Origin of the sequence: Gramella sp. KN1008 (assembly GCF_004332155.1) — a bacterium.
Classification (GTDB): domain Bacteria; phylum Bacteroidota; class Bacteroidia; order Flavobacteriales; family Flavobacteriaceae; genus Christiangramia.
Genome location: NZ_SJDV01000005.1, coordinates 104543 through 119602, shown reverse-complemented (window position 1 = coordinate 119602; position 15060 = coordinate 104543). Strand labels below are relative to the sequence as shown.

The following is a 15060-nucleotide window of genomic DNA, read 5'->3' as shown; positions in this document are numbered from 1 at the left end:
ATTGTATTTTTCACCGTTTTTCCTTCGCGAAACGCTCCGGACATGTTAACCGTGCACCGAAGTGCACGGAAGTTTTTTTTATCACACTTTGATCTCTACTTCAACCCCACTTGGCAATTCAAGCTTCATCAACGCATCGATCGTCTTTGAAGAAGAACTATAGATATCCAGTAATCTCTTATAAGAGCTTAACTGGAACTGCTCTCTGGATTTCTTGTTCACGTGAGGTGAACGAAGAACAGTAAAGATTTTCTTATTTGTTGGTAACGGAATTGGACCGGTAACAACAGCTCCCGTAGTCTTTACGGTTTTTACGATCTTCTCAGCAGATTTATCTACCAGGTTATGATCGTAAGATTTTAGTTTTATTCTGATTTTTTGACTCATTTCCTTAAGATTATTCGTTAGCTGCTCCTCTTGCTGCCTTGATCACTTCTTCAGAAATATTAGAAGGAGTTTCAGCATAGTGAGAGAATTCCATAGTTGAAGTTGCTCTACCTGATGAAAGTGTTCTTAACGTAGTTACATAACCGAACATTTCAGAAAGCGGCACTTCAGCTTTGATCACTTTCGCTCCAGATCTGTCGCTCATATTGTTTACCTGACCTCTTCTTCTATTAAGGTCACCAACAATATCACCCATGTTTTCTTCCGGAGTAACAACCTCTACTTTCATAATTGGCTCAAGGATGATAGCTCCAGCTTTTTTAGCAGCAGCTTTATATCCCATCTTAGCAGCCAGTTCGAAAGAAAGTTGATCAGAATCCACAGGGTGGAAAGATCCGTCTTTAAGAACTACTTTAAGAGAGTCCATGGTGAACCCGGCTAGCGGGCCATTTTTCATAGCTTCCTGGAATCCTTTCTGAACAGAAGGAATAAATTCTTTAGGAATACGTCCACCTTTAATTTCATCTACGAACTGAAGACCGGTTCCTTCGAAATCCTCATCAACAGGTCCCATTTCGAATACAATATCAGCAAACTTACCACGACCACCAGATTGTTTCTTATAAACCTCCCTGTGATCAGCAGTTTTAGTGATAGCTTCTTTATACTCCACCTGAGGCTCACCTACGTTCACTTCAACCTTGAATTCACGCTTCATACGGTCTATAATGATCTCAAGGTGAAGCTCACCCATACCAGAGATAATCGTTTGACCAGAAGCCTCATCAGTCTTAACGGTAAAAGTTGGATCCTCTTCAGCAAGCTTACCAAGAGCCATTCCCATTTTCTCAACATCAGCCTTAGTTTTAGGCTCAACAGCAATACCGATTACCGGTGCAGGGAAGGTCATAGACTCGAGTACGATTGGATGATTAAGATCTGTAAGAGTATCACCGGTCTTAATATCCTTAAATCCTACTGCAGCTCCAATATCTCCTGCCTCGATCTTATCGATAGGCTCCTGCTTGTTAGAGTGCATCTGGTAAATTCTTGAAATACGCTCTTTCTTACCTGAACGAACGTTCAATACATAAGAACCAGCCTCAAGAGTACCTGAATACGTACGGAAGAATGCCAGACGACCTACGAAAGGATCGGTAGCAATTTTAAACGCAAGCGCAGAGAATGGAGAGTCCACATTTGGCTTACGGCTTTCTTCTTCACCAGTTTCAGGATTCTCACCTTTAATAGCATCTACATCTACAGGTGAAGGAAGGTAACGCATAACTGCGTCAAGCATAGCCTGAACACCTTTATTTTTAAATGCAGAACCACACATCATCGGGATGATAGACATGTCTATAGTTGCAGCTCTAAGTGCAGCGATGATCTCATCTTCGGTAATAGAATTCTCATCTTCGAAGAATTTCTCCATCAAGGCTTCATCATATTCAGCTACAGCCTCAACAAGCTCCGCACGATACTTATCCACATCTGCCTTCAATTCTTCCGGAATATCGATAGTATCATAGGTCATACCCATATCCTCTTCGTTCCAGATAATCGCTTTCTTAGAAATAAGATCAACCACACCTTTAAAATCAGCTTCGTCACCAATTGGCACCTGAAGAGGTACTGGATTTCCTCCTAACATTTCTTTTACCTGACGGCAAACGTTAAAGAAATCAGCACCCTGACGGTCCATCTTGTTAACGAAACCTAGACGTGGTACTCTATATTTATCTGCCTGTCTCCAAACGGTTTCAGACTGAGGTTCAACCCCGTCTACCGCAGAGAACAATGCAACAACACCATCAAGCACACGTAGTGAACGCTCTACCTCTACAGTAAAGTCAACGTGACCTGGAGTGTCAATAATATTAACAATATATTCGTGGTCTCTATAAGGCCAGGTACAGTGAGTAGCCGCAGAGGTAATTGTAATACCACGCTCCTGCTCCTGCTCCATCCAGTCCATGGTAGCCGCACCATCGTGCACCTCACCAATCTTATGACTGATACCCGTATAATAAAGGATACGCTCAGTTGTTGTGGTTTTACCCGCATCAATATGAGCCGCGATCCCTATATTTCTAGTAAATTTTAAATCTCTTTGTGCCATGTTGTTTTTTTAGAATCTAAAGTGAGAGAATGCTTTGTTAGCTTCAGCCATCTTATGAGTATCTACTCTTTTCTTAACTGCCGCACCTTCTTCCTTAGCCGCAGCTAGAACTTCAGCAGCAAGTTTAGCAGCCATAGACTTCTCATTTCTCTTTCTGGAGAAACTAATAAGCCACTTCATAGCGGTAGACACCTTACGATCTGGTCTTATCTGCATAGGAATTTGAAAGGTAGCACCCCCTACACGCCTACTTCTCACTTCAACATGAGGCATAACGTTAGAAAGAGCATCTTTCCAGATCTCTAAAGCAGATTTCTCTTCGTCTTGTTTCTTTTGCTCCACGATATCGATAGCATCGTAGAAAATTTTAAAGGCAACGGATTTTTTACCATCCCACATCATCATGTTCACAAAACGTGTAACAAGCTGATCATTAAATTTTGGATCTGGTAAAAGAGGTCTTTTTTTCGCCTGTCTTTTTCTCATTTCTTTACATTAAAAGTTTTTAATTACTTCTTAGGGCGTTTTGCACCGTACTTAGATCTACGCTGAGTCCTACCTTCTACTCCGGCAGTATCAAGCGCACCACGAACAATGTGGTATCTAACACCAGGCAAATCCTTCACCCTTCCACCTCTAACCAATACTATCGAGTGCTCCTGGAGGTTGTGTCCTTCTCCCGGAATGTAGGCGTTAACCTCTTTTCCGTTAGTTAACCTAACCCTTGCTACTTTTCTCATAGCAGAGTTCGGTTTCTTAGGAGTGGTAGTGTACACACGTGTACAAACCCCTCTCCTTTGAGGGCACGAATCCAAAGCAGCCGATTTACTCTTCTTGGTTATTTTGGCTCTTCCTTTTCGTACTAATTGTGAAATTGTTGGCATAATTTCCTATACACTAATTATTAATAAAATTTACTCCCTTATTTTTAAGGGTTTGCAAAGGTAGAAATAAAAAAATATTATTCAAACATAGAAGTATTTATTTTTTAGAAAATTAGAAGACAGGGACCGATCCTTGATCTGTAGGAAAAGAAATGCAACAGTTATTCTTTAATAATTCTCAAATTTTAACACCCAAACAAAAAATAATTCTAATAAGACTTTTACGGTCAACTATGCTAATTAAAATTTATTTAGTTTTTTAAGTTTTATCTCCCACCGTAGCCCCGGTTTTTTATGAAAAGTTAAAATATTTGGGATATTTATATGCCTATCAGTATAATAAAATGTTAACGCCTTTCCAACCTGCTGATATTCTTGCATTAAAGCCTAATTCTACTCACATTTGACGCTGGCTAATTCAAACAAATTTTAAAATGAAAACAAAGTTTAGTAGTATTTTTACGCTAATACTGGTGTTAGTGGCGCAATTAACATTTGCCCAAGAACAAACAATCACCGGTACGGTGACAGACACAGATGGTCTGCCACTCCCAGGCGTTAACGTTTTAATTAAGGACACATCCTCAGGAACCCAAACTGATTTCGATGGTAATTACTCCATTGCAGCAAACCAGGGAGATGTTCTAGTATTCTCTTTTGTGGGGATGGAAACTGCAGAGTACACTGTAGCAAACAACACAACCATCGATGTAACTATGTCTGCTGACGCTGCTCAGCTTGACGAGGTAGTTGTAACCGCACTTGGTATTAAAAGAGAGAAAAAATCTCTTGGGTACTCGGTACAGGAAGTTGGCGGTGAAGAAGTAAGCACCGCTAAAGATCAAAGTTTTATAAGTTCTCTTTCTGGTAAGGTTTCTGGTCTTCAAATCAAGAAAAGTAACAGTTTAGGTGGCTCTGTAAATGCGGTATTAAGAGGATCAAACTCCTTTACCGGGAACAACCAGGCTCTTTTCGTAGTTGATGGAGTGCCAATTAGTAACGCTAATCAAAACCGAAGCGGACAAGGAAGCAACGGTGGTGGTTTCGACTATGGTAACGCCGCATCAGACATCAACCCTGAAGACATCGAAAGCATTTCGGTACTTAAAGGTGCGACAGCTGCCGCTCTTTATGGTTCAGACGCTGCGAACGGTGTGATCCTTATTACAACTAAAAAAGGTAGCAAGAGTAAAGGAATTGGTGTTACAATCAACAACTCAACTACTTTTAGCACCATCGACAAAGAGACTTTCCCTGAATATCAGGATGAGTACGGTGCAGGATATGGACCATATTATGGCTCTACCGGAGATTTCTACGATGTAGATGTAAATGGAGATGGTCAGGATGATTTCTTAATCCCTGTGGGAGAAGATGCAAGTTTTGGTGGGAGATTTGATCCATCTGTAATGGTGTACGACTGGTCTGGAATCTATCCTCAATTAGATTCTTATCAGCAGGCACGTCCATGGACGGCAGCTGAGAACGGACCTGAAACTCTTTTCAGAACAGGTATCTCAAACTACACAAATATCTCTTTAGACGGAGGTAATGAAGATGGTACTTTCAGATTTGGATACACCAATGATGACAGACAGGGTATCATCCCAAACAGTTTAATAAAGAAAGATATTGTTGACCTAAGCGGTACTTACAATTTCACAGATAAGTTATCGGCAACAGCAAAAGGAACTTACACAAGAGTTTCGGGTAGAGGTCGTTATGGAACAGGATATGACAGCGGTAACGTTGTCCAGATGATGAGACAGTGGTTCCAGACAAACGTTGATCTTCAAGAGCAGAAAGACGCTTATTTTGCAACTGGTCAAAACATTACATGGAACCCAAATGGCCTTGACGATCTTACTCCTCACTATTTTGACAACCCTTACTTCACTCTTTATGAAAACTATCAGAGTGACTTGAGAAACAGATTCATTGGTAGAGCTCAGTTAGACTACCAATTCAATGACTGGCTTTCTGCCTTTGCCAGATTTGGTGTTGACACCTATTCCGATCTTCAGGAAGAAAGAAAAAATATCGGAAGTGTTGATCAGCCTTTCTATAGCAAATACCAAAATCAGTTTGAGCAATATAACTATGACTTTATCGTAAACTTTGATAAAGACATCAGTGAAACAATTAACCTTAATGGTTTAGTAGGTACCAGCCTTCTTACTCAGCAGACTAACAGAACACTTTCTGTAACCAATGGTGGGCTTGTTGTTCCTGGTCTATGGGCATTAAGCAACTCCGCGAGTGCATTAAGCCCTCCTAGCGAGTTTGATTTTAAAAGAAGAAAACTAGGTCACTACGCACAGCTTTCTATAGGGTTTAACAACCTATTGTTCCTTGACGGATCTTTCCGTGTAGATGAATCATCTACCCTACCTGCCGGCGAAAATGTTTACACGTATCCTGCAGGTTCTGCAAGTTTTGTATTCAGTGAACTATTGAATAACGACTGGTTAGATTTCGCAAAATTACGTGCAGGTTGGGCTAAGGTTACTAATGATGCCGGGGCATATTCTGTAAACAATACAGTATCTGCCGGCGATCCATTTGGAAGCACTCCAATCTATTTCATCAGCGACACTTCTCAAAATCCGGATTTGAAACCGGAATCAACAGAAGAAGCTGAGATTGGTCTTGAAGCACAATTATTCAACAGAAGATTAGGTTTAGACATTTCTGCCTATAAGAAGAATACAACAGATCAGATTCTTCCAGTACAGGTTTCTCCTGCAAGTGGATTCAATTTTAAATATGTGAATGCGGGTGAAATGGAGAACAAAGGTATCGAGCTTGCTCTTTACGGTTCTCCTATAAAATCTGATGACTTTGAATGGAACATCAACGTTAACTGGGCTAAGAATGAGAACACAGTTGTATCTCTATTCGAGGACGGTGAAAACCTTCTATTGTTCTCTAACTGGTCTACCGCGGTTAATGCCAGAAAAGGTGAACCATACGGAACTATTACCGGTACCAATTATGTATTTGACGAAGCAACTGGTCAGAGAGTGGTTGGTAGCGATGGTAAATACCTTAGAACAGCTTCTACCACAGAAATCATCGGTAACATCCAGCCAGACTGGACAGGAGGTGTTAATAATACCTTTAGATACAAAGGACTTTCTTTTGGATTCCTTATCGACGTTCAACAAGGTGGTGATCTTGTAAACTACGACATGGCCTTTGGTGGAGCAACCGGTCTTTTAGCAGAAACTGCTGGACTTAACGAGCTTGGAAACCCAAAACGTGATCCTGTATCTGAAGGTGGTGGTGTTCTCCTTGATGGTGTAACCGAAGACGGTCAGCCAAACACAACAAGAGCTGATGCAAGTACCTACCTAACTCCATTTGGATATTATGGTGGTTCTGCTGACACAGGAGTATATGCTCCAGATGCGTCTTTAGTTTACGATGCTTCTTATGTTAAACTTAGAGAGGTGAGATTAGGTTATGATTTGCCACAAAACCTTGTTGAACAATTCTCCCTGACTTCAGCTAACATTGGAGTAACTGGAAGAAACCTGTGGATTATCCACAAGAATCTTCCTTACGGCGATCCGGAAGCCAGCCCGAGTTCAGGAAACTTACAGGGTATTCAGAATGGTACTTTACCATCTACGAGAGATGTAAGTTTAAACGTAACTGTTAAATTTTAAATAGAAGAAAATGAAAAAAATATTAATATTACTTGGAGCGGTCGCGTTTTTATCTTCATGCGGTAACGATCTGGAGAGATATAACGTAGATCCTAAAAATCCAGAAAGTGTAGCTCCCGAGTACATGTTTTCCTACGGTCAGTGGAGAATAGCCAGACAGATAGGAGACTACAATTATAACTCAAACGTTAGTATCTTCTGGGCTAACTATGCAACTCAAACAACCTATATCCAGGAATCAGGATATGATGCAACAAACCGTGATATAGGTGGAAGTATCTGGGATAACATTTATACAGAAGGCCTTTCTGAGCTTAAAAAAGCAAAAGAGGACCTGCGTGCCACCCAGGTTGGAGAAGCAGAACAGGCTACTAAGAACAACAAGCTTGCAATGATCAAGATCATGGAAGTTTTTGCATACCAGTATCTTGTAGACAACTTTGGTAATGTACCTTTTACAGAAGCATTAGACATAGATAATGTAACTCCCGCTTACGATGATGATGAATTCATCTACATGGCCATCGGAGACAGTTTAACAGATGCAATTGACAAATTAACTGTTGGAGAGCCTTCTTTTGGAGAAGCAGATCTTATTTATGGAGGTGACGTAGCAAAATGGAAAAAGTTTGCTCACTCTATTCAGTTGAAAATGGGTATACGTCTTTCTGAGTCTAACCCCGGTGTAGCTTCAGAATGGGTAAATGCAGCTGTTGACGGAGGTGTATTTGAAAGTAACGCAGACAATGCAACTTTCGATTATACCGGTACTCAGCCATACATTAACCCGATTTATGAATATTTCGTAGTTGATAGTCGTAATACTGACTTTGTCGCTACTGAAGATTTCCTGGCTCTTCTTAACGAGGAAAATGACCCTAGAGTTGATATATATTATGATGACAACCTTGATGGTGATATGATTGGTGGAGTTTATGGTGCAGCAGGGAATGCTTACAGCGAACTTACCCATCTTAATCCGGAATTTACCGACAATGCCACCCACCCTACTGTTCTGGCTAATTATTCAACAGTACTTTTTGAATTAGCAGAAGCAGTTGAAAGAGGTTTCATAAGTGGAAATGCAGAGGAATATTACGAAATGGCGATCGAAGCCAACTTCGAATTCCTGGGAATTGGTGATCAGGCTGATGCTTACATAGCTGCTCACCCATATGACTCCAGCAACTGGGAAATGTCTATTGGTATTCAAAAGTACATTTCTTTATTCTTCAATCCACATGAAGCATGGACTGAAGCCAGAAGATTAGGAGTACCGGAATTGGCTACAGCTCCGTCAACCGGATTAGCTAATCCTAACAGAATGATCTACCCGGTGGAGGAAGTATTGATCAATACTGCCAATTATGAAGAAGCAGCTTCTGCTATGGGAGGAGACAATACTACTTCAACCATTTTCTGGGATGTGGATTAATTTTAAAATGAAACACTCTTTTAACCAAGTAGTGAAAGTATGATGCATATTGAATCTTTTTATCATTATTAGACAAGAATAAGCCACAAAATCATACTTATAAAACCACCCGCCATTGGCGGGTGGTTTTTTTTAGAGTCATACTATCTCTTCTTTTTCAAATTTATGATTTAATAATTTTTTATAGCTTCAACTAATACTTTTATAATTTTTTACGCTTTTTATAATGTCTTTAATAATATTTATACATATATAGTGCTAATTATTCATTCACATAATATTTTTTAACATTTTTTATCTTACTGATTAACAGTTTTTTAGCAATTTTAAGGCTCTAACACAAATAAACTTAAAAATGAAAAGAAAATTACCACGTATCATTACGCTGTTGTTTGTATGCCTGGGCCAATTCATTTTTGCTCAAACCCAAACAGTAACAGGAACAGTTACTGGGGAAGATGGCATGCCACTTCCTGGCGTTAATGTATTGATTAAGGGTACTTCATCAGGTACCCAAACCGATTTTGACGGGAATTATACTATAGAAGCGAGTCCAGATAATACTCTGGTATTCTCGTTTATAGGAATGGAAACTGTAGAATATACAGTAGGGCAACGAACCAACATAGATGTGACTATGACGGCCGATTCTGCAGAACTGGAAGAAGTAGTTGTAACAGCTCAAGGTATTAGAGCCAAACCACGTTCACTAAGTTATGCACTGGAATCGGTGGAAGCTGACGATGTTCAAAAATCACGAGAAACCAACCTGGTTTCTGCATTAAGTTCAAAAGCTTCCGGAGTACAGGTAACCTCCTCTTCTGGTTCTGTAGGTGCCTCCGCAAACATCAGAGTTCGTGGTAACACCTCCATTACAAGATCCAATTCACCACTGTTTGTAGTGGACGGAGTACCAATAGATAATTCATCATTCGCAGAAGATCCAACAACATCTTCCAACAATGCAAGTCTGGGAGGAAGTGATTTTTCTAACCGAGCGATTGATATTAACTCAGCCGATATTGAATCTATTTCCATATTAAAGGGAATTGCTGCACAGACATTGTATGGGCTTAGAGCTTCTAATGGGGTTGTTTTAATAACAACCAAAAAAGGTCAGGCCGGCAATACCCGAGTTTCAGTTAATTCAACCATATCCTTTGCTGAATATAATAAGGTGCCGGATTTACAAAATCAATATGCTCAGGGTAGACATTTTGAAGGAGCTCTACAATATAGAGGACCAGAAACTTTTGAAGGTGATTCCTGGGGGCCTTTAATTTCAGACCTGGAATTCGATGGCGCGACAGATTACCCATTTGATAGAAATGGAAGACTAGTACCTGCAGGCACAGGAAATGGAATGCCGGCAAGAGCATACGATAATTACGATTTTTTCAAAACTGGCCAAACCACTGATATAACTGTAGGAATCAGTGGCGGCTCTGAAAAGGTCAATTATAGAGCCTCAATCGGTAAATTAAACCAAGAAGGTATTTCCCCTAATGAAATTTTTGAAAGAAAAACTTTCAGGGTGGACCTAAGAGCTGACCTTACTGAGAATTTAACTATGGATGGCTCCGGCCAGTACACAAATTCTGGCGGTAATAGAGTTCAACGAGGTTCCAATATTTCTGGAGTAATGTTAGGACTATTAAGAAACACACCTACCTTTGACATGGGGAATGGAAAAGAAGGACAAGCGGCAGCAAACGATCCGGATACCTATTTTTATGATATTCCCGGCTCAGAACTACCTGGTCAAAGAAGTTATCGTGATGGAATATATAATAGCCCATATTTTACAGTGGCAAGAAATATTAATCTAGATGATGTAAATAGAACAATCGGCAAACTAGGTTTAAATTATGATATTACCGAGTGGTTAAGTTTTAAAGCCTCGGGATCGATTGACCGATATACGGATACTAGAAAAATTGGATTTGATATTATTGATGCTTCATTTGGTAATGGCCGGGTTATCAATGATGTAATTGCCAATCAGGATGTAAACTGGAGTGGGATTTTTAGTATACTATATAATTTTACCGATAACTTCGCACTAGATGCCAACATCGGTTATGATGGTTACTATAATAAGACTAATAGACAAACAGTTATAGGAGACGGAATGACCATTCCCGGTTTCTTTAATCTTTCAAACGTAAGTACTACACAGGCTCAAGAACTATCTTCCAGAAGAGAGCTTATTGGGGCATTTGCAACAGCTACTTTTAGCTATGACAACACATTGTTCATAACACCTTCATTTAGAAACGACTGGTCCTCTACTCTACCAGTTGGAGATAATACATTCCAATCCTACTCGATTGGAGCGAGTTTTGTATTTTCAGAATTAATGAACAGTAATTTTCTAAATTATGGTAAGTTACGAGGTGCCTGGGGAAGTGCAGGTAATGACGCCCCTGTATATGCCACTATTACCAACTTTGGAGGAACTTCGGTGAGTGGAGATGGTTTTATTCAAAGCACAACATTTCCAGCTTACGACGCCACATCATTCGAAAGATCATCCAGAGCAGGTAATCCGACTTTGACTCCGGAAAAAACAACTGAATTTGAAGTAGGGATTGAATTGGCCATGCTAGATAATAGATTAAAGTTTGATTTTGCCTATTATGACAAGGAAACTGAAGATCAAATAATTTTTGTAGACGCAGCTCCATCTTCTGGATTTATAGATAGATTCGAAAATGTAGGATTGGTCACAAACACAGGATATGAAGTAAGTCTTAGCGGAACTCCTATAAGGACAGAAGATTTTGAATGGAACATCAGTACAAACTGGACCACTTATGAGAATGTAGTGGAAGAACTGGTAGAAGGAGTGGAATCTGTAACATTAAACGGTTTTTCTGGAACAAGTTCACGTGCTGTTGTGGGAGAATCTTATGGTGCAATTTTTGGAAACCGTTATGCGAGAAATGATGCAGGAGAAATTTTGATTGATGACGATGGATATCCTCTTTTAGCATCAACTGATGGAGTGATAGGTGACCCTATCCCTGATTGGCTTGGTGGAATCAACAACCAATTTCAGTATAAAAATTTAGGCTTATCATTCCTTATAGATATTCGTCAAGGTGGAGATGTATGGTGTGGAACCTGCGGTATCCTGGATTATTTTGGAATGTCTGAAGAAACTTTGTTACGAGATCAAACTACCGTTTTTGAAGGCGTGGTAGAATCTACTGGACAGCCTAACACCCAAGTAGTCCCTTATTCAGATCCCAGCATAAGCGAGAATAACAATTACTGGAGAAGATATGGGTTTGGAGATGTTGATGAAGGTAATGTTTATGACGCTTCCTGGATTCGTCTAAGAGAAGTAACCCTCACCTACTCCCTTCCGGAGAAATGGCTAGGAAATACTCTCTTTGATGGAATTTCTTTCTCAGCCTTTGGTAGAAATCTTTGGGTAGAAACAGATTATCCAGGTGTAGATCCAGAAACCAACCTTACCGGGGATAGCAACGGTTTAGGATTGGATTATTTCAACCAGCCCAACACCAAAAGTTATGGTTTAAACGTTCAATTAAATTTTTAGAAAAATATGAAAACGATAAAAATATCAGTCTGGATATTATTGATAAGTATTTTTATTTCATGTGAAATAACAGATGCTAATATAGATCCAGATAATCCATCAGCTGATTTGGTAAACGCAGGAGCGATTTACCCGGGAATGATAGCACAGACTCACAGAAACTCGGTAGCACTAGGGGGAAGAATAGCCGGGATTCTTGTTCAACATTTTGATGGTCTTGATGCTCAACAAATTGCATATGACCAGTATAATATTGGTGAAAGTGACACTGACGACCTCTGGGATTTTGGGTTATATGCAGGAGCAATGAAGGATGCCTTTGTAATTATTGAGAATAATGAAGGAGAGGTTAGTGCTTTAGCTAAATTATATATGGCAGCAAATCTTGGAGTGGCAACCAGTGCATGGGGTGATATTCCCTATTCTGAAGCCTTTACTGGAGATCAGGGAAACTTGAACCCTACCTATGACTCGCAGGAGTCAATTTATTCGGAAATCCAGTCTTTATTGAGTGAAGCAATAGATGAAGGTGTAGATTCTGGAATTGGAGCTTTCGCCGGTGCCGGAAGCGCTGACAATGTAGATTGGGAAGGGGTAGCACATGCCTTAAAGGCAAGATTCTACCTCCATTTAACTTCTGTTAATGGTGTTTCTGCTGCTCAAAATGCATTATCTGAAGTTCAGCAGGCTTTTGAAAGTACTGCAGAGCAACCAGATTTCATTTACAGTACGCCTGCACAGAATGCAAATCCATGGTATCTATTTGATAACGACAGACCTAGTACACTTGGTATTTCTGAAGTACTATACAATGAAATGACTAATAATGATGATCCTAGATTACCTTTTTATAGCACTGACGGAGAGAATTTCGCAGGAGTTGAAGGACTTTTCTGGGGTCAGGCAAATTCTCCAACCCCACTAATTTCATATTGGGAAGTTAAATTTATTGAAGCAGAAGCCTTAGTAAGGACAGGAGGATCAGATACGGAAGCTTTGGATGCTTTAAAAGAGGCAGTCACATCTAACATGCTATACATTGGAGTTGAGCAAGGAGAAGTTGATAATTATGTTAATGGTTTAAGCTTATCGGGCTCTGAAAGTGATAAAATCCAAACGATCATTAATGAGAAATGGGTGGCCCTATACGGTAATGCCCCACTCGAAGCATGGGTTGATTATAGAAGAACCGGTTATCCTGATTTAACACCTAATCCTGATGCAGTTCCTAATGTAAACCCATCGGGAATTATTCCTAGAAGGTTCCTGTATCCTATTTCTGAACGACAGGCTAATCTGGAAAATTATGAAGCAGCAATTCAGGCACAGGGTGGTCATCTACTAGATGATGACATTTGGGCTTTCCCAAGCAACTAGTTGTTAATTAACAAGTAAAAAAACACCTTCGGTCGAAGGTGTTTTTTTTTGCAACATGCCCTATCATCCGGAAAATTAATATTCCTAACTTTGCCCCATGCAAGAAACTACACGAATTTTTGGGATTAGAGCCGTTATTGAAGCTATTGAAAGTGGAGAATCGATCGATAAGATCTTTATACAAAAAGGCTTGTCCGGTTCACTGTTCCATGAGTTGAACAGACATCTAAAAAGCGGAAACTATAATATTTCTTATGTTCCGGTAGAAAAACTCAATAAGCTTAGTAAAGGTAATCACCAGGGTGTAGTAGCAAATATTTCACCCGTAAGCTATATCAGCCTTGAAAAACTTGTAGAACAGGCTAACCACTCCTCTACTCCTCCCACTTTTCTATTACTGGATGGACTAACGGATGTAAGGAATTTTGGCGCCATAATTCGAACTGCTGAATGCTGTGGAGTTTCAGGTATTATTATCCCTGAAAAAGGTTCAGCTCCTATAAATGCGGACACGGTAAAGACGTCAGCCGGAGCCGTATTCAAAGTCCCGATCTGCAAGGTAAACCATATTTTGGATGCTGTATACCATCTACAGACCTATGATATCTCAGTAGTTGCGGCCACAGAAAAAACCGATGATGTGATTTACGATCTGGACCTAAAAAAGCCGGTGGCCATCGTGATGGGAAATGAAGCTAAAGGAGTTTCCAATTCTATCCTGAAATCAGTAAACCATAAAGCGAAATTACCAATGCTGGGGAGTATTGCGTCCCTTAACGTATCGGTAGCCTGCGGTGCATTCCTGTATGAAGTGGTAAGACAAAGACTTTAATCTTTCTTAGGACGTTCTTTGTAGATATAACGATATTCCATCTCCTCGTCCTCCACTTCATCCTCGGGTAGTTTTTCAATAAAATTCCCATCTTCATCAAAATGACGCATGAAGGGATCATCTTCTTCAGAATAATCCGGTTGCTCCCATGAATATTTTGGTGGTTCAGCAATATTTCTCCGGAAGATCAGGGCTAACCCCAATCCGCTTAAAAGCCCTGAAAGATGCCCTTCCCAGGAAATCGTAGGATCTATTGGAGTAACATACCATACAAGACCTCCATATATAAACACAACTATTAATGAAAGAGCTACCAGCCTGTAATATTTAGAAAATATTCCCTTGAAAAATAAAAATGAAGCAAGCAGATATATTATTCCACTGGCTCCAATATGATTTGATGGCCTGCCAATAAGCCATGTAAGTATACCGGTTGAAATAAGTCCTATAAGCAGAATTTTCCAGCTAATTGGCCGGTAAAAATAGAATAGAGCTAACGATAGAATGAATAATGGGATGGTATTATTAAAAAGATGTTCAATATCAGAGTGTATGAAAGGGGAGAAAATTATACCTCTCAATCCTATTATTTCACCAGGCCTGACTCCGAAGCTATTAAAACTTACCCCAAACCGAACCTCAGCCCAGAATACAATCCAGATTAACAGTACAAATAGCAATGGATATCCTATGGTACCTGTAGTAAAAACAAAAGGTGTGGAAGCTTTCAAATTTTCTTCAATTTTAATTAATATTACAAAAAAGCATCCAAACTCGTATGGGT

The 15060-nt window shown here is 39.8% G+C and carries 10 protein-coding genes; 5 read left to right on the top strand and 5 right to left on the bottom strand.

Features of this window, described 5'->3' with window-relative positions:
* Positions 1-81: 81 nt before the first annotated feature.
* Genes rpsJ through rpsL form a run of 4 tightly spaced genes read right to left on the bottom strand, consistent with a single transcriptional unit; the run spans position 82 to position 3393 of the window.
* Positions 82-387, bottom strand: coding sequence for a 30S ribosomal protein S10 (gene rpsJ / locus EZJ28_RS10700; protein WP_026915146.1), 306 nt, complete (start codon positions 385-387; stop codon positions 82-84).
* Positions 388-397: 10 nt separating this feature from the next.
* Positions 398-2509 (bottom strand): elongation factor G, encoded by a 2112-nt coding sequence (fusA, locus tag EZJ28_RS10695; RefSeq protein ID WP_131397692.1) that lies wholly within the window; start codon positions 2507-2509, stop codon positions 398-400.
* A 9-nt stretch (positions 2510-2518) separates the two neighbouring features.
* Positions 2519-2995, bottom strand: a complete 477-nt coding sequence (rpsG, locus tag EZJ28_RS10690) for a 30S ribosomal protein S7 (RefSeq protein WP_131397690.1) — start codon at positions 2993-2995, stop codon at positions 2519-2521.
* Between the two features lie 23 nt (positions 2996-3018).
* Complete coding sequence (gene rpsL, locus EZJ28_RS10685; protein ID WP_010230128.1) at positions 3019-3393, bottom strand: 30S ribosomal protein S12; 375 nt, start codon at positions 3391-3393, stop codon at positions 3019-3021.
* Between the two features lie 434 nt (positions 3394-3827).
* Here rpsL and EZJ28_RS10680 point away from each other — a divergent pair, with 434 nt between their 5' ends.
* From EZJ28_RS10680 to rlmB, 5 genes are all read left to right on the top strand, one after another.
* Complete coding sequence (locus EZJ28_RS10680; RefSeq protein WP_131397689.1) at positions 3828-7064, top strand: SusC/RagA family TonB-linked outer membrane protein; 3237 nt, start codon at positions 3828-3830, stop codon at positions 7062-7064.
* A gap of 10 nt (positions 7065-7074) precedes the next feature.
* The gene (locus EZJ28_RS10675) at positions 7075-8499 is read left to right on the top strand and encodes a SusD/RagB family nutrient-binding outer membrane lipoprotein (RefSeq protein ID WP_131397687.1); all 1425 of its coding nucleotides are present in this window, start codon (positions 7075-7077) and stop codon (positions 8497-8499) included.
* 355 nt (positions 8500-8854) lie between these two features.
* Complete coding sequence (locus EZJ28_RS10670) at positions 8855-12067, top strand: SusC/RagA family TonB-linked outer membrane protein (RefSeq protein ID WP_131397685.1); 3213 nt, start codon at positions 8855-8857, stop codon at positions 12065-12067.
* Positions 12068-12073: 6 nt separating this feature from the next.
* Complete coding sequence (locus EZJ28_RS10665) at positions 12074-13444, top strand: SusD/RagB family nutrient-binding outer membrane lipoprotein (protein WP_131397683.1); 1371 nt, start codon at positions 12074-12076, stop codon at positions 13442-13444.
* Positions 13445-13541: 97 nt separating this feature from the next.
* The gene (rlmB, locus tag EZJ28_RS10660; RefSeq protein WP_131397681.1) at positions 13542-14276 is read left to right on the top strand and encodes a 23S rRNA (guanosine(2251)-2'-O)-methyltransferase RlmB; all 735 of its coding nucleotides are present in this window, start codon (positions 13542-13544) and stop codon (positions 14274-14276) included.
* Here rlmB and EZJ28_RS10655 read toward each other — a convergent pair.
* Entirely contained in the window at positions 14273-15007 is a 735-nt protein-coding gene (locus EZJ28_RS10655) for a rhomboid family intramembrane serine protease (RefSeq protein WP_131397679.1), read from the bottom strand. The two genes, rlmB and EZJ28_RS10655, sit on opposite strands and share 4 nt — an antisense overlap.
* Between the last annotated feature and the right edge of the window lie 53 nt (positions 15008-15060).